Raw genomic sequence first — 20517 nt, forward strand, 5'->3', positions numbered from 1 at the left:
GTCTGGACCTGACGGCAGGTCTCGGTAGTTTAACGTCAATAAACATAAAAATCTGGGAGGATCTACACATGAAGAAACTGCTTTCTCAAGCAGCGGTGGCGGCATTGGCCGTTTCGTTCGCAGGCGAAGCCATGGCAACCGAATGGAACGTGTCCCTGTGGGGCAAGCGCCGCGCCTTTACCGAACATGTTGAAAAGCTGGCGGAACTGGTTTCGGAAAAAACCAATGGCGAGTTTACCCTGAACATCAGCTATGGCGGCCTGTCCAAGAACACCGAAAACCTTGATGGTATTTCGATCGGCGCCTTCGAGATGGCGCAATTCTGTTCCGCCTATCACCCCGACAAAAACCCCACCCTGATGGTGCTGGACCTGCCGTTCCTTGGCGTCGAGACGCTGAAGCAGGAAGGCGATCTGGATCTGGCGCTGTATCAGCATCCTGAGGCCGTCAAGGATCTGGCGCGCTGGAATGCGCAGGCCATTTTGGCGTCGCCGCTGCCGCAGTATAATCTGGCCGGTGTCGGCGAGGCGCCAAGAACGCTGGAGGCATTCGTCGGCCACCGCGTCCGCGCCACGGGCGGTATCGGTCAGGCGATGGCCAAGATCGGCGCCGTGCCCACCTCTGTCACCTCGGCCGAGGCCTATACCGCACTGGAAACCGGCGTTGTGGATTCCGTGGCCTTCGCCCCCCATGCGCATCTGTCGTTCCGCACCATCGACATCGCCAAATGGTGGACCGCCAACCTGAACCCCGGTTCGGTGAACTGCCCTGTCGTGGTCAATATCGATGCGATGGCCGCCCTAAGCGACGCCGAGCGCGAGGCGCTGACCTCGTCTTTTGACGCCTCGATGGACCGCTATTACGAGGCCTATGACGAGACCTATGTGAAATGGGACCAGACCCTGAAAGACAAGAACATCGAGGTCGTCATGCTGGATGACGGCGTTGTCGGTGCGATCAAGGCCGCCGCAGCCGACCCTGTGCGCGACGAATGGATCGCGGATATGGCCGGCAAGGGCCTGCCCGGACAGGCGCTTTACGACTTTACCGTCGCCAAGCTGGACGAACTGAAAAAGATGTAAGTCAAACGCCCCCGCCTTGCGCGGGGGCGATCCTTTCGGGCGGGGTTCCCACAGATGTCTTCTGCACATAACGTGCGCGAGGACGGCACTTGGCTTAGCCGTGCCGACCGGGCGTTGTTCTATATCGAAACCAAACTGACCCTTCTGGGTGGCATGGCGATTATGGCCGCGATGCTGATCTCGGTCGCCAATATCCTTGGGCGCAAGCTGTTCAATATTCCGGTGCCGGGTTACGTCGCGCTGATGCAGCAGATCGTGCCGGTCATGGCCTTCATGGGTCTGTCCTATTGCCAACGCCTTGGCGGGCACATCCGCATGGACCTTGTGGCGGGCAAGCTGAAGGGGCGCCGTCTGTGGCTGGCAGAGGTGATCGGCATTCTGGTGATGCTGATCCTGTCGCTGGCGCTGCTTTACGGCGCGACGGATCACGCGATGCGCGCCTACAGGCTGGGCGACACCACCGATGATCTGGGGCTGCACACATGGCCGGTGAAAACTGTCGTGCCGGTGATGTTCTGCTTTCTGATCGCGCGGCTGGTGCTGCAACTTTGGGGATATCTGCGGGCGATGCGCACCGGCGAAGACTTCCCCGTCGCCGTCCCGATGATCGAGGACGCCGCGACCCAAGCCCTGAACGAGGCCCGAACCGTGTCCTCCCGCGATGAGGAGATGACCCGATGACCACAATCGAAATTGCAATGCTGCTATCCGGTGTGCTGATTGTGCTGGTCGTGATCGGGGTGCGCGTGGCCTTTGCGACGGCTGCGATCGGCATCACCGGAATGTTCCTGTTCTACACGATGGACAAGGGCATGGACCCGGTGCGCGCGATCACCGTGACGCTGAAGCTGTCCGGGCAGATCCCGCATTCCAAAACCGCCAGCCATGTTCTGGGGTTGATTCCGGTCTTCATCCTGATCGGCTATCTTGCCTATTTTGCGGGCCTGACCAAGGCAATCTTCGAGGCGGCAAAACGCTGGGTCGGTTGGTTGCCGGGCGGCATGGGCGTGGCCACGGTGTTCGCCACCGCGGGGTTTGCCGCCGTGTCTGGTGCCTCTGTCGCCACCTCTGCGGTTTTTGCCCGCATCGCTATCCCCGAAATGCTGGCGCTTGGCTACGACAAGCGGTTCGCGGCGGGGGTTGTGGCGGCGGGTGGCACGCTGGCCTCTTTGATCCCGCCCTCTGCCATTCTGGTGATCTATGCGATCATCACCGAAAGCTCTGTCGGGAAACTGCTGATGGCCGGATTCCTGCCCGGTGCCGTATCTGCGCTGATCTATGCGGTGATGATCATGGGCATGGCAAAGCGGAACCCGAAGCTGGGCCCGCCCGTCACCGGTTTCACCTGGACCGAGCGGTTTGCCTCGCTTCCCCCCGCGATGCCGATCTTTTTCGTCGTGGCGATCATCATGTATTGCATCTACGGCGGCTGGGGCACCCCCACCGAGGCAGGCGCGCTGGGCGCCTTTGTGGTGCTGTGCATGGCGATCTACAAAGGCATGCGCTGGAAGGATCTGTCCGGCGCGCTGATCGAAAGCGCCAAGCTGACCGCGATGATCTTCACCATGATCTGGGGCGTGTTGATCTTTGTGCGCTATCTGGGCTTTGCCGATCTGCCGAATACCTTTGCCGCCTTCATTACCGGGCTGGAGCAGCCTGCCATCGTGACGCTGCTGATCATTCTGGGCGTCTATGTGGTGCTGGGGATGTTCATGGATGCGATCGGCATGCTGATCCTGACCCTGCCGGTGACCTTTCCGGCGGTGATCGCGCTGAACGGGGGGCTTGATGTCACCCGCGAGGCCAGCACACTGGGCATGTCGGGCGAGGAATGCGGCGTCTGGTTCGGGATAATCGTGGTGAAAATGGCCGAACTTTGCCTGATCACCCCGCCCATCGGGCTGAACTGCTTTGTGGTGGCGGGCGTGCGCCCGGATATTTCCGCGCAGGATGTGTTTCGCGGTGCCTCGCCGTTCTTCATCGCGGATGTGGTGACCGTGGGTGTGCTGATCGCCTTCCCCGGTATCGTGCTCTGGCTGCCCAGCTTTCTTTGACCCCACTTGGCAGACCGCAAAAAGGCCCCGCGTCACAGCGGGGCCTTTTCCGGTTCAAAGCACAGCATCCTGCTACTTTTTCGATTTGGCCGGTGCCTCGCCGATGTTCAGGCGCTGGGGCTGTGCTGCGGTCACTTTGACCTTTTCCTTCTTCGGCTTCTTGGTTTCTTTGTTGCCGCGTATTTGACCTTTGGCCATGATATACATTCCAGTTCCGCCGGGGTGTCCCTGTTCTGACAGGCAGGCCGCGATGCGGAATGGCGCTGGTCGATGATCGACCCGTGCGCGCGGCCTGTTTCAGACATGGGGATGATACACCCCCGCTGTCATCCCCCCTAGCGTAAAATAGATGCCGCGCGATGCCATGCCTCGCCCCCGCAAGGGCGGGAGCTCAGGCTTGCCTGCGGCGCGGATATTTTTGCCAACAAGAGGGGCTACTTTGTTCTTAAAATACTCATTACGCGCCGTATCAGTCGCGATACCGCAGGGATTGGCCCTTGTGGAAGATCTGCACCTTGGCGGGGTCTGCGGTCATGGGCACGGTCGTTCCCCGCAATCCGGTGTGAATGCCGGGCAATTTTCCGATCACGCCCTGATCTGCGCCCTGGGCGTGGAAATACAACAGCGTGACCTCGCCCAGAGCTTCTGTGATGTTGACCTTGCCTTCGAACAAAAAGGCATCGCCCTGTGCCCGCACCAGATCCTCTGGCCGGACGCCGATATTGACCTTCATGCCCTTGTCTGCCGCTGTGGTCGGGATTGAAGAGACCGCCGTGCCGCCGCCCGCAAGGGTGACGGTCGTGGTCTTACCCGTTCCCGTCACCTCGCCTGCCAGAAGGTTCATCGCCGGAGAGCCGATGAATTGCGCGACAAACTCGTTTTCCGGGGCCTCGTAAAGCTCCAGCGGGGTTCCGACCTGCGCGATACCCTTGTTCGCCAGAACCACGATCCGCGTCGCCAATGTCATCGCCTCGACCTGATCGTGGGTCACGTAGATCATCGTCGAGTCCGGCATCGCCTCTTTCAACTGCGCGATCTCGATCCGGGTCGCGACGCGCAGGGCTGCGTCGAGGTTCGAGAGCGGCTCGTCGAACAGATATACCTTTGGGTCGCGCACAATCGCGCGGCCGATGGCAACGCGCTGGCGCTGACCACCGGACAGGGCCTTTGGCAGGCGGTCAAGGTAGTCGGTCAGTTGCAGCTTGGCCGCCGCCGCCTCGACCGCTTGCTTGATCTCGGGTTCGGATTTCTTGGCGATCCGCAGGGCGAAGGCCATGTTGTCGCGCACGGTCATATGCGGGTAAAGCGCGTAGGACTGGAACACCATCGCGATCCCACGCTCTGACGGGGGGACATCGTTGACAACCTGCCCGTCGATCTGCAACTCGCCGCCGCTGATCCGTTCCAGCCCGGCAATCATCCGCAACAGCGTGGACTTGCCGCACCCCGAGGGGCCGACAAAGACGATCAACTCGCCCTGCTTGATGTCGAGGTTGATGTTCTTCAGTACCTCGACACTGCCGCCATAGGTCTTGGCGACGTTGGTCAGTTTAAGATCAGCCATGTCCTGCCCCTTTTCGTATGTCTTATGATTTCAATGCAATACAGGCCTGCCATGCGGCCAGATCTGCTTTGCCTGCGGATAAATCCGCTGTGTTCAACTCTTGCCCGATTGCCCGCCAGATGCCTGCGGGCAACGTGACCTGCGCGGGCGTGTCCGACAGGTTGAAGGCGCAGAAAATCATCTCGGACGCGGTCTCGCGGGTAAAAGACACCACCGATCCTTGCGCCAGCATGCCGCTGTGCGCCCCCTTGACCAGCGCGGGATGCGCGTGGCGCAGGGCGATGGCGTGACGATAATGCGCCAGAAGCGCGTTCGCGTCGCCCTCTTGTTTCGCGACCGCCAAAGGCAGATGTGCTGCGGCCACGGGCAGCCACGGCGTGCCGGTGGTAAAGCCGCCCGTGCTGTTCGACGGCTCCCAGACCATTGGCGTGCGGCAACCGTCGCGGCCCTTGAATTCCGGCCAGAACTGGATGCCATAGGGGTCTTGCAGGTCGGCATAGGCGACGTCGGCCTCGGGCAGGCCCAGCTCTTCGCCCTGATAGATGCAGACCGATCCGCGCAGACACATCATCAGCGTCGTGAACAGGCGGTGTGCGGCATCCGATAGGGTCCAGCGGCTGGTGTGACGCACCACGTCGTGGTTTGAAAACGCCCAGCACGCCCAGCCATCGGGGGCAGCGCTGTCCAGCCGTTGCATCACCTCGGCCACGCGCGGCGCGGTCAGGCGGTCTTTGGCAAGGAATTCAAAGGCGTAGCACATGTTCATCAGGTCATCGCCGGCGGTATACTGCCCCAGAATCTCCAGCCCGCGCTGTGCGTCGCCCACCTCGCCCACGGCGGCGGCGTTGTAGGGCTTCATCACGGCACGCAATTTTCGAAGGAATTCAAGGTTTTCCGGCTGGCTCTTCGAGTGGATGTGATCCTGCCAGTTGTAGGGATTCACCGCAGGTGCTGTGTCGTCGTTGCGCAACTCGACCGGCAAGGCCGGATTGTCGCGCAGCTGCTTGTCGGCAAAGTAGAAGTTGATCGTATCAAGGCGGAACCCGTCCACCCCCCGTTCCAGCCAGAACCGCGCGACATCCAGCAGCGCGTTCTGAACGTCTTTATTGTGGAAATTCAGGTCGGGCTGCGACACAAGGAAGTTGTGCAGGTAATACTGCATCCGCCCGCCGTCCCACTGCCAGGCAGAGCCGCCAAAGATCGACAACCAGTTGTTCGGCGGCGTGCCGTCGGGTTTCGGGTCGGCCCAGACATACCAGTCGGCCTTGTCGTTTGTGCGGTCCTTCCGCGAGGCTTTGAACCACGGGTGCGCGTCGGCGGTATGGGACAGCACAAGGTCGATCATCACCTTGACGCCCAGTGTGTGCGCCGTGTCGATCACCGCATCGAAATCAGCCAGCGTGCCGAACATCGGGTCGACGTCGCAGTAGTCAGAGACGTCATAGCCGAAGTCCTTCATCGGCGAGGTGAAGAACGGCGATATCCAGACCGCATCGACGCCAAGGCTGGCGATATAGGGCATGCGACGCACGATGCCCGCAAGATCGCCGATGCCGTCGCCATCACTGTCCTGATAGCTGCGCGGATAGATCTGGTAGATCACGGCACCGCGCCACCAATCCGGGTCGGTTGCCTGTGTCCTGTTCGAAGTATTGCTCATTTCGGTCATTCTATCTGTTATCCACCTTTGACGGAGCCAGCCAGCAGGCCGCGCACCAGAAATCTTTGCATCGAGAAGAACACCAGCAAAGGCACCGCGATCGACACGAAGGCAGAGGCGGCAAGGATTTCCCAATCGCCCCCACGGCTGCCCAGAAGTTCGCGCAGACGGCCCGTCATCACCAGTTGTTCCTCGTTATTGCCAAGGAACACGGTCGCGACCAGCAGATCGTTCCAGACCCAAAGGAACTGGAAAATCGCGAAAGAGGCCAGCGCCGGAAAGGACAGCGGCAGGACGATGCGCCGGAAAATGTCGAAATCCGTGGCACCATCGACCCGCGCGCTTTCGATAATCTCACGCGGGAGACCCGCGATGTAGTTGCGCAAAAGGTAAATGGCCAGCGGCAGGCCAAATCCGGTATGCGCCAGCCATATCCCCAGATAGGCCTTGCCGATCCCGATGGAATTATGCAGCTTAAGCAAGGGGATAAGCGCCATTTGCAGCGGCACCACCAGCAACCCGACGACGATGGCGATCAGCAATGCACGACCCGGAAATTCCATCCAGGCCAACGCGTAGGCGGCAAAGGCTGCGATCAAAATCGGGATCACCGTGGCAGGAATGGTCACCGTCATCGTATTGATGAACGACTTGCCGATCCCTTCGGAAAACAGCACCGTCTTATAGTTGTCCAGCGTGAACTTCGGCGGCGTCACCGAGGTGACGAACAGGCGCATCCCGCGCGTGCCGCTGAACGGTTCCGCCTGCGCGATGCGGTAATCACCGTTGGCCATAACGGTGATCTCGGTCGCCTTGTCTGTCACCACGGCACCGGGCGCGAAATACTCGGGGTTGTTCGAGGTGATCCAGAAGGTCGTCACCTCGCCTGCGCCGCCGTCAAAGACATTGCCGCTGATCACGAATTGATCGCCCTCGGGCACGGCCTTGTCGCCGCCGTCGGCGCGGTAGGTGATGTTGCGTTCCGACGCGCTTAGCGCTGTCCACCAGCCCGACGCGGAAATCTGGTCGCGGTCGCGGAACGACGACACCAGAAGGCCGATGGTCGGCAGGGTCCACAACAGCACCAGAAGGAAGGCGCAGATATTGACGGTCCAGGTCAGGCTGGATTTGGTTCCGGCAATGTTATCCATTATTGCATCTCCTTGCGGGCGTTGCGAATGTTCCAGACCATGATCGGCGTCACCAGCAGCATGATCACCAGCGCGATGGTCGACGCCCGGCCAAAGTCGCCGCCGCGGAACATCCAGTCGAACATCAGGTTCGCCAGAACCTGACTGCCCCACTGGCCGTTGGTCATGGCCAGCACGATGTCGAACACCTTCAGCACCAGAATCGTGATGGTCGTCCAGACCACGGCGATGGTGCCCCAGATCTGCGGGATCTTGATTTTCCAGAAAATCTGTAGCGGCGAGGCCCCGTCCAGAATGGCGGCCTCGATGGTTTCCTCGGAAATCCCGCGCAAGGCGGCAGACAGGATCACCATGGCAAAGCCTGTCTGGATCCACACAAGGATCAGCATCAGGAAAAAGTTGTTCCAGAACGGCACCGTGATCCAGGCCTGCGGCGTGCCGCCCATCGCCACGATTATCGCGTTCAACACCCCGATCTGCTCCATCCCCTCGCCCCGGTAATCATAGACGAATTTCCAGATGACAGAGGCACCGATGAACGAAATCGCCATCGGCATGAAGATCAGGGATTTGGCCAGATTGCCCCATTTGATCCGGTCGGTCAGTGCGGCGGCGATCAACCCGAAAAAGGTCGAAAGCGCGGGCACGACAACCAGCCAGAACAGGTTGTTGCGCATGGATTCAAGGAACTTCTCGTCACCGACAAGCCATTTCCAGTTGTCCAGCCCGACGAAATTCTCTGTGCGCGCATCGTTCAGCGACAGCCAGACGGAATTGATCACGGGATAGATCAGATACACGCCCAGAACGAAGATCGCCGGAAACAGGAACAACCAGGGCCGTATCGCATTGGCGCGGTTGATGTTGCGGCCCGCATTGGGGCCACGGGCGGGACAGGCGCGATCGAGCGCGAGGTTCGAGAAAAAGAAATAGGCGACGCATCCGAAGACGCCGGTCACCATTGTAAAGAAAGCCCAGAAAAGCTGTTCCATGCAGTCATCCCCCCTGCGTCAGCGGCCCGTTCTTACGTAAGGGCAATGTCTGTCCGGCGCGATACTCTGCGCCAGACAGGGTTGCGGTCCGTGAGTGGACATCCCTTACTTGATCGAGTCCCATGTGGACTGGATCGAGGTTGTGACCTCTACGGCGGACTTGCCACCGACGTAATCGACCATGCCGGTCCAGAACACACCGGCACCGATCGGGCCGGGCATCAGGTCGGACCCGTCAAAGCGGAAGGTATCTGCGTTCAGCAAAATGCCGCCCATCTTTTTCAGGGTGTCGTCGCCATAGAGGTCAACATTGACGCCCTTGTGCGGGGTCAGAAAGCCCTTTTGCGCCATCCAGATCTCATGCGCGATCGGCGACTTCAGGAACTCCATGAAGGCACGGGTGCCCTTGCTGTCCTTGGTGATGCCCCAGACCGTGCCGGCCCCCAGAACCGGCTTGCCCAGGTCCTTGTTCGCATAGGACGGGAAGTAAAAGAAATCGGCGTCCTCACCGACAACGGTGCCTTCGGGAAAGAACGCCGGAATGAACGATGCCTGCTTGTGCATGAAGCACTGCGGCGGCGACGAGAACAGGCCCTTGGGGCTGTCGCGGAAATCGGTCGAGGCAACGGCGCCGACACCACCGGCCACATAGGCCTCGGTCTTGGCAAAAGTCCCGAATTCTTCGATGGCACCGACAACGGCAGGATCGTTGAACGGGATCGTGTTGGCGACCCACTGATCATAGATGGCAGGCGGCTGTGTGCGCAGCATCATGTCCTCGACCCAGTCGGTCGCGGGCCAGCCGGTTGCGCCACCGGACCCCAGACCGATACACCAAGGCGTGCCGCCATCGGCAACAATCTGGTCCGTCAGTGCCAGCAGATCTTCCATCGAGGCCGGAACCTCGTAGCCTGCGTCGGCAAAGTTGTCGGGCGAATACCACACAAGCGACTTTACATCGACCTTGTAGAACATGCCGAACAACTGGTCATTGCCGGCCTTGTCCTTGCCGCTGCCCAGATCAACCCAGGATTGACCGGCGGCATAATTTTCCTTGATCCAGGCGGCATCGTCGGCGGTCAGCGGCGCGATCAGACCCTTGGATGCCAGATCCTTCAACAGGCCGGGCTGCGGGAAGACGGCGACGTTCGGCGGACTGCCTGCCTCTGTGTCGATGACGATCTGCTGCTCGAAACTGTCAGAGCCGGAATACTGCACGTCGGCACCGGTTGCCTCCTCGAAATAGGCCACCACGCTTTCGACAAGTTCCTTGTCCGGACCCAGCCAGGGACCGAAGACGCTGATCGTTTCGCCCTTCAGGTCCATTGATTTCAGGGCCTCATAACTGGCCCAGTTGAATGCACCCTCGCCCGGCGCAAAAACCATTTCGGCATTCGCGGCACCTGCGGTCAGGGCAACTGCTGCCACACCGGCATACAGTACATGTTTCATTGTCGTCCTCCCAGTAATCCACGTTTTATTACGCAGTCCTCAATCCGGCGCCATCTGAACACAATCTGGAATCAGTTCCAAAGCGCTTTGGATGCTTCGAAACTCGTTCATATCCGGAATTCTGTCAACAGTCCTGACAGCACATACCGGTTTTTATGGGCAATTTCGCAATTGCAGCAATTCACACCTGTCGAATTTCCGTTTTGACGCCGACGCCAAGCCCCGCTAAGGTTCCCAAAAATTGAAAGCGCTTTGGAACAGCTAACCCCCATGAATCTCAAGGAACTCGCACGGATTCTCGGATTATCCCAAACCACGGTTTCGCGTGCTTTGAACGGCTATCCCGAAGTCAACGAGGCAACGCGCCTGCGGGTCGAGCGTGCCGCGCAGCAGCATGACTATCGCCCGAACACTCGCGCCAAGGGGCTTGCCACGGGCCGCTCTATGGCCATCGGGCATATCATCCCGATTTCAACCAAGCACGAGATCGTAAACCCTGTATTCGCCGATTTCATTGCCGGTGCCGGAGAGGCCTATTCGCGCAAGTCCTACGACATGCTGCTTTCGGTGGTGCAAGACGCGGACGAGGACCGGATCTACCGGGAATTCAGCGCCAAGGGCGCCGTGGACGGGATTATCGTCCATGCCCCGCGCGCGGGCGACCCAAGGATAAAACTGCTCAGGGAAATCGGCCTGCCCTTCGTCGTGCATGGCCGCGCCTCGACAGAGGTCGACGATTATTCCTGGCTGGACGTCAACAACCGCAGGGCGTTCGAGCGCGCCACGAATTTCCTTCTGGACCTCGGGCACCGCCGCATCGCGCTGATCAACGGCCTGGAGGTGATGGATTTCGCCTTTCGCCGCCGCGAAGGCTATGTCCGCGCCCTGACCGAACGGGGAATTGCCCCGGACCCTGCCCTGATGCGCAGCGACGAGATGACCGAAACCTACGGCTACAACTCTGTCCGCACGATGCTGGCGATGCCCGATGCGCCCACCGCGTTTCTGACATCGTCGATCATCACCGCCATCGGCGTGCGCCGCGCGATCGAGGATCTGGGGATGAAAATGGGCCGCGACATTTCGGTGATCACCCATGACGACGAACTGTCCTACCTGCGCAATGGCGACGACGTGCCGATCTTTACCGCGACGCGGTCCTCGGTGCGCGAGGCGGGCCGCCGCGCCGCCGAGATGCTGCTGCGCAAGATCGCCGATCCCGACCTTCCGTTCCAGCACGAGCTGATGGAGGCAGAACTGACCGTCGGCCTGTCGACCGGCCCCGTCCGCAAAAAAGGCTAAGCCATGAATTTTACGCGAAAAGATTTCCCAGAGGGTTTCCTGTTCGGGGCAGCCACATCCAGCTACCAGATCGAAGGGCACAAGTTCGGCGGCGCGGGGCGCACCCATTGGGACGATTTCGCGGCGACCCCCGGCAATGTGGTGCGCGCCGAAAACGGTGATCTGGCCTGCGACCATTACCACCGCTACGCGCAGGATCTGGACCTGCTGAAGGACGGGAATTTCGACTGCTACCGCTTTTCCACGTCCTGGGCGCGGGTCATGCCAGAGGGGCGCGGCGCGGTGAACCAGCAGGGGCTCGATTTCTACGACCGCCTTGTGGATGCGCAGCTGGAACGCGGCCTGAAACCCTGCGCCACGCTCTATCATTGGGAACTGCCCTCGCCACTGGCCGACCTTGGCGGCTGGCGTAACCGCGACATTGCCGGATGGTTCGGGGATTTCACCGAAGTTATCATGGGCCGCATCGGCGACCGCCTGTTCAGCGCGGCACCGATCAACGAACCCTGGTGCGTCGCGTGGCTGTCGCATTTCATGGGCCACCACGCCCCCGGCCTGCGCGACATCCGCGCCGCGGCCCACGCGATGCACCACGTCCTGCTGGCGCATGGCACCGCGATCGAGCGGATGCGCGGGCTGGGCATGTCGAACCTTGGCGCGGTCTGCAATTTTGAATACAGCCAACCCGCCGACGACACCCCCGAAGCGAAACAGGCCGCGACGCTGTATGATGGGATCTACAACCGGTTCTTCCTGTCGGGCATCTTCGATAAATCCTACCCCGAGGACGTGATGGCGGGCCTGGCCCCCCATATGCCAAAGGGCTGGCAGGATGATTTCGACACCATCGGCACCCCTGTCGACTGGGTTGGCATCAACTACTACACACGCAAACTGATCGGCCCGGCGGATACCCCCTGGCCAGCCCTGGCAGAGTGCCCCGGCCCCCTGCCCAAAACGCAGATGGGATGGGAGATTTACCCCGACGGGCTGCACCATTTCCTGACACGGGTGAACCGCGACTACACCCGTGGCCTGCCGATCTATGTCACCGAAAACGGCATGGCCAACGACGACCCCATGGTCAACGGTCAGGTCAACGACCAACCCCGCATCGCCTATCTTGACGCCCATCTGGCGGCCTGCCGTCGCGCAATTGACGAGGGCGTCCCGCTCAAGGGCTATTTCGCATGGTCGCTGCTGGACAACTACGAATGGTCGCTTGGCTACGAGAAACGCTTCGGCCTCGTGTATATAGACTTCGAAACCTTGCAGCGGACCCCGAAAGCATCCTATGAGGCATTAAAGCTGGCGCTGCAAAGATAAGGACGCCTTATGACGACCCGCCCCACCAACCGTCTGTCGCTTGTTGCCGATATCGGCGGCACAAATACCCGCGTCGCGCTGGCCGAGGGCGTGCGCCTGCTGCCCGACAGCATCCGCCGCTATTCCAACGCCAAATACCCCGGCCTTGAAACCGTCCTGCGCACCTATATCGCAGAGGAAGGCGGCGTCGATTGCGCCGGTGCCTGTGTCGCGGTCGCGGGCCCTGTGCGCGACGGCGTCGGCATCATGACCAATCTGGACTGGGCAATGGACAAGGCAACGCTGGCGCGCGCCACCGGCGCGGAAACCGTCGCAATCCTGAACGACCTTCAGGCGCAGGGCCATGCCCTTGGCCATCTGGACGACAGCGTCCTGCGCCCGATCGTGACCGGCCCCGATGCCGGACCATCGGCGGCGAAACTTGTGATCGGCGTCGGCACCGGATTCAACGCGGCACCCGTGTTCGAAACCGCCGCCGGCCGTCTTGTAACCCCCGCCGAATGCGGCCACGCCAACCTGCCGATCCGCACCGAGGCGGAACTGCGCCTGTGCAAATTCGTCGAAACCGCCCATGGCTTCCCCGCCGTCGAGGATGTCCTGTCGGGCCGCGGTCTGGAACGCGTCTACGCCTTCCTTGGCGCCGAGGCGAACGACCCGACCGAAGTTGCCGCCGCCGACATCATGACCGCCCTGACCAACGGCACCGATCCACGCGCAACGCAGGCCGCGCAATTGTTCGTGCGTATCCTTGGCACCGTCGCGGGCAACCTCTCGCTTAATTTCCTGCCCTTCGGCGGGGTGTTCCTTGTGGGCGGCGTGACCCGCGCCTTTGCGCCGCATCTGCAAACCTTCGGCTTTGCCGAGGCGTTCCGCGACAAGGGCCGGTTCGCGGGCTTCATGCAGAACTTTCCCGTCACCGTGATCGAGGACGACTATGCCGCGCTGACCGGCTGCGCTACGCATTTGGTGGCCCTGTCGGCCTAGACCCGCTACTTTGTTCCCGAAATACTCGATCCAACGATTCCGTCCCGCACAATCCACTGGTCACCGGGCGCAACCGCGCTACAGTCCTCGCATCTTTGGGAGGACACCTATGACAACCGCAAAAACCGTGATCATCGAGGCCTTCGGCGGCCCTGAGGCCCTGAAACTCGTCGACCTGCCGCTGGGCGAACCGGGACCGGGCCAGATCCGCATCCGCCACCATGCCAGCGGGCTGAACTTCATCGACGTCTACCAACGCTCCGGCGTTTATGCGCTGCCCCTGCCCAGCCCCATGGGGATGGAGGCCGCAGGCGTGATCGAGGCGGTGGGCGACGGCGTCACGCATCTGAAGGTCGGCGACCGTGCCGCCTATGCCAGCCAGCCCCCCGGCTCCTATTCCGAGGCGCGCGTGATGCCCGCAGCTCAGGTCTGCCCCTTGCCCGACGCGATTTCCTTCGAGGACGGCGCCGCGATGATGCTGAAAGGCATGACCGTGCAGTATCTGTTCCGCCGGACGCTGCCGATCCCCAAAGGCTCTACCGTTCTGTTCCACGCCGCAGCCGGTGGCGTCGGCCTGATTGCCTGCCAATGGGCCCAGTCAGAGGGGATCACCCTGATCGGCACGGCGGGTTCTGACGAAAAATGCGCGCTGGCCAAGGCAAACGGCGCCGCCCATGTCATCAACTACCGCACCGAGGATTTCGCGTCCCGCGTCAAGGACATCACCGGCGGCAAGGGTGTCGATGTGGTGATGGACGCGGTCGGCGCCGACACCTTCGAGGGGTCGATCAACGCGCTGCGCCCGCTTGGCATGTTCATCAGCTTCGGCGCCGCCTCTGGCAAGCCACCGCTGATCGATTTGAACATGCTGGCCGCCAAAGGCTCGCTTCAGGTCACGCGACCGACGATTTTCACCCATATCGGCAACCACAAGACCTGCCAGCAGATGGCGAAAGAGCTGTTTGAAAAGGTTCTGTCCGGCGATGTGAAAATCCAGATCGACCAACGCTTTGCACTTGCGGATGTGGCCGAGGCGCACCGCGCACTCGAGGCGCGCAAGACCACCGGCGCCACGATCCTGACGATCTGAACCAAAACGGGCGCCAGATGACCTCTGGCGCCCGTTTTCGTCTGCCATCACAAAGGTTTAGACCTTCAACGCCACTTCCAACATATCTAGACCCTCGTCCAGATGGGCCATATCGATGGTCAGCGGCGCCAGCAAGCGGATCGTATTGGCATAATATCCGCAGGACAGCAGGATCAGACCGGCCTTCAGCGCTGCGGCTGTCACTGCCTTGGTCGCATCGGGGTCCGGCTCGTTTCCACCGCGCTCCTTCACCATCTCGAAGGCCACCATGGCACCCAGGCCGCGCACATCACCGATGGGTCGCAAGCTGTTGGATTGCTTGAACTTCTCGATCCGCGCCAACATTATCCCGCCAATCGTATCGGCCCGTTCGCACAGCTTTTCCTCGTCGATCACATCCAGCACCGCCAGCGCCGCCGCACAGGCGATCGGATTGCCGGCATAGGTGCCACCCAACCCGCCCGGCTCTGCCGCATCCATGATATGCGCCTTGCCGATCACGCCGGAAATCGGAAAACCGCCGCCAAGCGCCTTGGCAACGGGGATCAGGTCAGGCTCGATGTCGTAGTGCTCGATCGCAAAGATCTTGCCGGTGCGGGCAAAACCGGTTTGCACCTCGTCGGCGACCAGACAAATTCCGTGTTCATCGCAGATCCGGCGCAGCTCCGTCATGAACGCCTTGGGGGTCTGATAAAACCCGCCCTCACCCTGCACAGGCTCGATCACAATCGCCGCCACGTCCTGCGGGCCGACATCGGCCTTGAACACGTTGTGCAACGCATGCAGCGCATCCTCTTCGGTGACGCCGTGATGCGCAATCGGGAACGGGACGTGAAAAATACCAGCCGCCAGCGGCGTGCCGCGTGTGCGGTAGGGCACCGCCTTGCCGGTCATCGCCATGGTCAGCTGGGTGCGGCCATGAAACGCACCGGTAAAGGTGATAACGGCCTGTCGCCCCGTATAGGCACGCGCAATTTTCACTGCGTTTTCCGTGGCTTCCGCGCCGGTCGTAAAGAAAATCGACTTCGCGTCATTGATCGGCGCAAGATCGTTCAGGCGCTCGGCCAGTTCAACATAGCCCTCATATCCGGTAACCTGAAACGCGACATGGGCAAACTTTTCGGACTGCGCGGCGGCGGCGGCCATGATTTTGGGATGACGGTGGCCGGTGTTCGTCACTGCGATGCCGGACCCAAAATCGACATAGCGGTTGCCTTCCACATCCCACATCTCGCCGTTCAAGGCGCGATCCAGAAAGATCGGCGCCCCCGTCACAACACCACGGGGAACGGCCTTTTGGCGGCGGGCAAGCAGGGATGCATTCGTTGTCATTTCAAGGACCTCGGCAAGACAGAGAAAGGAAATTATGACGCCACGGATCCGCCGGACGGCGGGTATCTCGGGTCAGAACACCGTGACCATAGGCGGCTTCATTCCACGGAACAAGGGGGGCATTTTCGCGCCTGCTCCTTGCGCCCGGACGTTTCAAACCCCTGTCGGTTCTTCTCGGAAAAAATACTCCCGCCGGAGGCGTCCGCGCGCAAAGCCGCCGCCGCCCTGCCCGATCCGCGGTTCACCTTGCCCGCCACCCGAACAAAAAAAGGGCCCGCACAATGGCAGGCCCTTTTCCAAAATTGCAAATCGACTTAGCGCTTGGAGAACTGGAAGCTCTTACGCGCTTTTGCCTTACCGTACTTCTTACGCTCTACAACGCGGCTGTCGCGTGTGAGGAAGCCTGCTGCCTTGAGGGCGGCGCGCAGAGTGGGATCATACAGCTGCAATGCCTTGGACACACCGTGCTTCACTGCACCGGCCTGACCGGACAGACCGCCACCTTTGACCGTCGCGAAGACGTCGAACTGGCCTTCGACGCCAGCAACGGTGAAGGGCTGACGCAGGATCATCTGCAGAACGGGACGGGCAAAGTAGTCTGCCATCGTCTTGCCGTTCACAACAACCTTGCCGGAGCCTGGCTTGATCCAGACGCGGGCGACCGCGTCCTTCCGCTTGCCGGTCGCATAAGAGCGGCCCAAAGCGTCGCGGACCTGCTCGTGCACGGGGGCAGAGATGGTCGTGATTGCAGGTGTGCCGGAAACGACAGACTGCAGATCGTCGAGAGATTTGATTTCTTCGGCCATGATCAGCTCCGCGTGTTCTTGGGATTCATGGATTTGACGTCCAGCACAACAGGCGCTTGCGCCTCATGCGGATGCTCGGCCCCTGCGTAGATGCGCAGGTTGGTCATCACGCCGCGGCTCAGCTTGTTGCCGGGCAGCATACGCTGGATCGCTTTTTCCAGCACGCGCTCGGGGAACTTGCCCTCGAGAATTTCACGTGCAGTCTTTTGCTTGATGCCGCCGGGGTGGCCGGTGTGACGGTAGTAGATCTTGTCGTCACGCTTTTTGCCGGTCATCTGGACTTTGTCAGCGTTGATCACGATGACGTTGTCGCCCATGTCCATGTGCGGTGTGAAGGTCGGCTTGTGCTTGCCGCGCAAGCGCATGGCGATGATCGAAGCAAGACGGCCCAGAACAACGCCTTCAGCGTCGATCAGGATCCATGTCTTGTCGATATCTGCCGGAGTCGCAGAAAAGGTTTTCATGTTTAGTACCCTATTTGGTGGGTTTGACGTCCACACAGTGCGGACGTGCAATCTGATTGCCGGGTTATACTTGGTAAAACGGCGCAAACAAGTGCAGTGTATCGAATTAAATCACGCGTTTTCAGTGACTTGTAAAATAGGTATTATAATACCCCATATTTACCCTGTAATTTTATCGGGCGGGTTATCCAAAAGCACCCGAACCGTGGCCATCGCCTGTTCGAACTGCGCCTGTGGAATCAGCCCGTTCACCGCAATCCGCACGGCATGGGTGATGCGCCCGTCGCGCAGGGAAAACTCGTCGGCGGCCTTCAGGATCACCCCTGCCGTTTCTGCCGCCTGACAGAACTCGCCGGCACGCCAGCCGCGCGGCAGGGTCACCCAAAGGAACGACACATCTTCGCGCCACGCCACCTCGTAGCCACCCAGATGGTTTACGGCAATGCGGATATCCTCGTTGATCCGCGCGCGGATTCTGGCCGCGACCTGCGGCATCCTTGGATCGTTGACCAGATCCGCGAACAGATCTGTGGTGCCGCGCGACACCCCGAAAGAGTTCGACACCGCCGTGCGCACCAGCGCATTGCCCCAGCCATTCGGCGGCAGGGCAAAGCCGATGCGGAACGCCGCCGTCAGGGATTTCGACAAGGACGTGACATACCAGCCCAGATCGGGCAGCAAAGCACGGTAGCTTTCGCCGATATGCGGCCCGTTGCGATAGCAGTCGTCGTCCAGAATATGCACCCCCGCCTGGCGGGCGATCCGCGCCAGTTTGCGCCGCCGAGCGGCAGAGGTGGTCAGGGTGGTCGGGTTGCAGACCTCTGCCGAAGTGCAGAAGACCTGCGCCTGATGCTCGCGGATCAGCGCCTCGAAGGCCTCTGGCTCGGGCCCCTCGTCATCCCAAGGCACCCCGACGGTCCGGGCACGGCACAGGTCCGCCGCGCGGCGAAATCCCGAATAGGACAGCGCGTCGACCAGAACCACAGGATCGGCCCCGCGCAGGATGGTTTGCAAGATCATCACGATCGCGCTTTGCCCGCCATGGGCCAGCACGACGTCCTCTTCGGTAAACCGCCCAACAGGGGCCTTGTCCATCCATGTGCGGAACGCGATCCGCGCGGCAAGATCGGTGTCCCGGCTTGGATACCGCAGCAATTGCTCGGTCGTCGCCGTGCGGGCGATGCGCTCCATTCCCTCGCGGATCATCGCGCCCTGCCCCATGTCGGGCATCTTCGGGCTCAGCAAATTCGCGACATCTGACCACTCGGGCGACCACTCGGGCAGCAGATCAGGTCGCGGATCGGTCTGCGGGTGGCCCGCAACATAGGTGCCGCGCCCGACCTCGGCCTGCAACAGCTGCTCGTCGACCAGCACGCTATAGGCCCGTGCGACCGTGCCCGGCGTGACACCGACGCGGTACGCCAGTTCCCGCACCGGGGGCAGCCTTTGCCCGACCGGCAGGCTGCCATCGGCGATACCGTCACGAATACTTTGCGCAAGGGCGCCATATTTGGACCGTCCGGCACCCGACAAGTCCGGTTGCCAAATTGTATCTGATACAATCATTTTATAGACGCCCGTTGTTGGAAATTGTATCAATATTATTGTACTCACTTGGCTAATTGTGTCAATACAATATAAGGATAAAGCCGATGTCACATGCCCTGCACGCCTCGCAGATCGCCATTCTGAACCGCAGCCACCCGCTGCCCGTTCTGGCCCGCGCAGCCATGGTGTTTGCTGTGACCGTGACCAAATGGGACATGAACCGACGTACCCGGCGGGCGCTGGCACGGCTGGACGATCATATGCTGGACGACATCGGCATCGGACGCGGGGCGGCTTTAGCAGAGGTCTCCCGCCCGTTCTGGCGCGACTGATCCCCGTCCGCACCGGAACGCACTTGGCCGGGGTCCATCCCCCGGCCCTTTTCGATCTACCCCCGCGACGGGGGAATCGAATAGGTCAGGCTTGCTCGCGCTACCGGGGCCACCTGACCCTCGGAATAGAGCATCACATCGCCCACGGCCAGAACGCGCCCCAGCTTGTGCAGACGTGCGCGGGCGATCACATCCTGCCCCGCCACCGGCTTGCGCATGAAATCAATGCTGCAATTGGTGGTCACGGCCAAGGCCTGTGGCCCGATCATCGCCAAAATCGCCAGATACATTGCCACATCCGCCAGCGAAAACATCGCAGGCCCTGAAACCGTGCCGCCCGGGCGCAAGTGCCGATCACCCGTGCGCAGACATAGGATCAGTTCCATGGGGGCGACATCGACAATCTCGAACTCATCAGAAACCTGCGGAAATTCGCAGACCAGAAAGGCCCGCAATTCTGCCAGTGACATTTTCAACATCAAGCTTCCCCCCGCGTTTTCAGAAGACTACTGTTCGCGTGAAACAAGAAGGAAGGCAAGATGACCGATCGCATCCTGATCCGCGAAGACCACAAAGGCGTGGCACGGCTGACATTGAATTCCCCCGCCAATCTGAACGCCCTTTCGGATGCAATGCTGGCCGCGCTTCAGTCACAACTGGATGCGCTGGCCGCCGACGACAGCATCCGCGTCGTTGTGATCAATGGTGCGGGCAAGGCGTTTTGCGCGGGTCACGACCTGAAGGAAATGACCCGCTGGCGGGCACAGGATGATGGTGGCACCGCCAGTTTCGCCGACCTGTTCAACCGCTGCGCCCGCGTGATGACGGGGATCACCCGCCTGCCTCAGCCGGTCATCGCCCAGGTTCACGGCATCGCCACCGCCGCCGGATGCCAGCTGGTCGCCTCCTGTGATCTTGCCATAGCGGCGGACGACACCCGGTTCGGCGTGAACGGCGTGAACATCGGATTGTTCTGCTCGACCCCCATGGTCGCGCTGACGCGCAATATCCCGCGCAAGCAGGCCTTCGAGATGCTGACGACGGGCCAGTTCATCACCGCCCCCCGCGCGGCAGAGCTGGGCCTGATCAACCGCGCTGTGCCCTTGGCCGGACTGGAGGCGGAAACCGACGCGCTGGCGCGCACCGTGGCTGGCAAGCAGGGAGCTGTGGTACGGATCGGCAAAGCCGCATTCTATGCCCAGGTCGAGATGCCGCTGGATGCCGCTTATGGGCACCTCGATTTTTGACTTATTTCGCGATTATGAAGTAAGTGCGTCAGCCTGTGGTGGGTATCGGAATGGGTTAGCTGCCGGTTTTTTGTGTCAGGTCTGATAAAGCACGGACCGTTTCGCTTCGCAGACATTGGTTCAGGGCGGTT

20 protein-coding genes are annotated in these 20517 nt (G+C 61.0%); 9 read left to right on the top strand and 11 right to left on the bottom strand.

The window, feature by feature from the left end:
• Positions 1-68 precede the first annotated feature (68 nt).
• The 3 genes from ACEN2R_RS16340 to ACEN2R_RS16350 are packed head-to-tail and all read left to right on the top strand — an operon-like array spanning position 69 to position 3136.
• Positions 69-1082, top strand: a complete 1014-nt coding sequence (locus ACEN2R_RS16340) for a C4-dicarboxylate TRAP transporter substrate-binding protein (protein WP_442043745.1) — start codon at positions 69-71, stop codon at positions 1080-1082.
• A 54-nt stretch (positions 1083-1136) separates the two neighbouring features.
• A complete protein-coding gene (locus ACEN2R_RS16345; RefSeq protein WP_442043746.1) occupies positions 1137-1763 on the top strand; it encodes a TRAP transporter small permease subunit in 627 nt (208 codons plus the stop codon).
• Positions 1760-3136, top strand: a complete 1377-nt coding sequence (locus ACEN2R_RS16350; RefSeq protein WP_442043747.1) for a TRAP transporter large permease — start codon at positions 1760-1762, stop codon at positions 3134-3136. Before ACEN2R_RS16345 ends, ACEN2R_RS16350 begins: the two co-directional genes overlap by 4 nt.
• A gap of 72 nt (positions 3137-3208) precedes the next feature.
• Here ACEN2R_RS16350 and ACEN2R_RS16355 read toward each other — a convergent pair whose 3' ends face one another.
• The 6 genes from ACEN2R_RS16355 to ACEN2R_RS16380 form a co-directional block, all read right to left on the bottom strand.
• Positions 3209-3334, bottom strand: a complete 126-nt coding sequence (locus tag ACEN2R_RS16355) for a hypothetical protein (protein ID WP_442043748.1) — start codon at positions 3332-3334, stop codon at positions 3209-3211.
• Between the two features lie 271 nt (positions 3335-3605).
• Positions 3606-4700 carry an ABC transporter ATP-binding protein gene (locus tag ACEN2R_RS16360; RefSeq protein ID WP_442043749.1) on the bottom strand — a complete coding sequence of 365 codons (1095 nt, stop codon included), beginning with the start codon at positions 4698-4700 and terminating at the stop codon, positions 3606-3608.
• Between the two features lie 22 nt (positions 4701-4722).
• Positions 4723-6369: an alpha-amylase family glycosyl hydrolase gene (locus ACEN2R_RS16365; protein ID WP_442043750.1), complete on the bottom strand. Its 1647-nt coding sequence runs from the start codon at positions 6367-6369 to the stop codon at positions 4723-4725.
• Between the two features lie 8 nt (positions 6370-6377).
• Positions 6378-7511 (bottom strand): carbohydrate ABC transporter permease, encoded by a 1134-nt coding sequence (locus ACEN2R_RS16370; protein ID WP_442043751.1) that lies wholly within the window; start codon positions 7509-7511, stop codon positions 6378-6380.
• Positions 7511-8503 (bottom strand): carbohydrate ABC transporter permease, encoded by a 993-nt coding sequence (locus ACEN2R_RS16375; protein WP_442043752.1) that lies wholly within the window; start codon positions 8501-8503, stop codon positions 7511-7513. The genes ACEN2R_RS16370 and ACEN2R_RS16375 overlap by 1 nt, the downstream gene beginning before the upstream one ends.
• A gap of 105 nt (positions 8504-8608) precedes the next feature.
• Complete coding sequence (locus tag ACEN2R_RS16380; RefSeq protein ID WP_442043753.1) at positions 8609-9955, bottom strand: ABC transporter substrate-binding protein; 1347 nt, start codon at positions 9953-9955, stop codon at positions 8609-8611.
• Between the two features lie 270 nt (positions 9956-10225).
• Between ACEN2R_RS16380 and ACEN2R_RS16385 the strand changes: the two genes are divergently transcribed.
• The 4 genes from ACEN2R_RS16385 (at position 10226) to ACEN2R_RS16400 (ending at position 14657) form a co-directional block, all read left to right on the top strand.
• The gene (locus ACEN2R_RS16385) at positions 10226-11257 is read left to right on the top strand and encodes a substrate-binding domain-containing protein (protein ID WP_442043754.1); all 1032 of its coding nucleotides are present in this window, start codon (positions 10226-10228) and stop codon (positions 11255-11257) included.
• 3 nt (positions 11258-11260) lie between these two features.
• Positions 11261-12583 carry a GH1 family beta-glucosidase gene (locus ACEN2R_RS16390; RefSeq protein ID WP_442043755.1) on the top strand — a complete coding sequence of 441 codons (1323 nt, stop codon included), beginning with the start codon at positions 11261-11263 and terminating at the stop codon, positions 12581-12583.
• Positions 12584-12592: 9 nt separating this feature from the next.
• Positions 12593-13567 (top strand): glucokinase, encoded by a 975-nt coding sequence (locus tag ACEN2R_RS16395; protein ID WP_442043756.1) that lies wholly within the window; start codon positions 12593-12595, stop codon positions 13565-13567.
• Between the two features lie 109 nt (positions 13568-13676).
• The gene (locus ACEN2R_RS16400; RefSeq protein ID WP_442043757.1) at positions 13677-14657 is read left to right on the top strand and encodes a quinone oxidoreductase family protein; all 981 of its coding nucleotides are present in this window, start codon (positions 13677-13679) and stop codon (positions 14655-14657) included.
• Between the two features lie 57 nt (positions 14658-14714).
• Here the strand turns inward: ACEN2R_RS16400 and gabT are convergent, their stop codons facing one another.
• The 4 genes from gabT to ACEN2R_RS16420 form a co-directional block, all read right to left on the bottom strand.
• A complete protein-coding gene (gene gabT, locus ACEN2R_RS16405) occupies positions 14715-15989 on the bottom strand; it encodes a 4-aminobutyrate--2-oxoglutarate transaminase (protein ID WP_442043758.1) in 1275 nt (424 codons plus the stop codon).
• Positions 15990-16303: 314 nt separating this feature from the next.
• A complete protein-coding gene (gene rpsI / locus ACEN2R_RS16410; protein WP_442043759.1) occupies positions 16304-16795 on the bottom strand; it encodes a 30S ribosomal protein S9 in 492 nt (163 codons plus the stop codon).
• Between the two features lie 2 nt (positions 16796-16797).
• Positions 16798-17259 carry a 50S ribosomal protein L13 gene (rplM, locus tag ACEN2R_RS16415; RefSeq protein ID WP_442043760.1) on the bottom strand — a complete coding sequence of 154 codons (462 nt, stop codon included), beginning with the start codon at positions 17257-17259 and terminating at the stop codon, positions 16798-16800.
• A 159-nt stretch (positions 17260-17418) separates the two neighbouring features.
• The gene (locus ACEN2R_RS16420; RefSeq protein ID WP_442043761.1) at positions 17419-18825 is read right to left on the bottom strand and encodes an aminotransferase-like domain-containing protein; all 1407 of its coding nucleotides are present in this window, start codon (positions 18823-18825) and stop codon (positions 17419-17421) included.
• Between the two features lie 86 nt (positions 18826-18911).
• Here ACEN2R_RS16420 and ACEN2R_RS16425 point away from each other — a divergent pair, with 86 nt between their 5' ends.
• Positions 18912-19139 (top strand): DUF1127 domain-containing protein, encoded by a 228-nt coding sequence (locus ACEN2R_RS16425; protein ID WP_442043762.1) that lies wholly within the window; start codon positions 18912-18914, stop codon positions 19137-19139.
• 56 nt (positions 19140-19195) lie between these two features.
• On the opposite strand, the gene ACEN2R_RS16430 is transcribed toward ACEN2R_RS16425, so the two are convergent.
• Complete coding sequence (locus tag ACEN2R_RS16430; RefSeq protein WP_442043763.1) at positions 19196-19621, bottom strand: PaaI family thioesterase; 426 nt, start codon at positions 19619-19621, stop codon at positions 19196-19198.
• Between the two features lie 57 nt (positions 19622-19678).
• Here ACEN2R_RS16430 and ACEN2R_RS16435 point away from each other — a divergent pair, with 57 nt between their 5' ends.
• A complete protein-coding gene (locus tag ACEN2R_RS16435) occupies positions 19679-20386 on the top strand; it encodes an enoyl-CoA hydratase (RefSeq protein ID WP_442043764.1) in 708 nt (235 codons plus the stop codon).
• Positions 20387-20517: the final 131 nt, after the last annotated feature.

It is taken from the genome of Pseudogemmobacter sp. W21_MBD1_M6 (genome assembly GCF_052119585.1).
Lineage (GTDB): Bacteria > Pseudomonadota > Alphaproteobacteria > Rhodobacterales > Rhodobacteraceae > JBGQOJ01.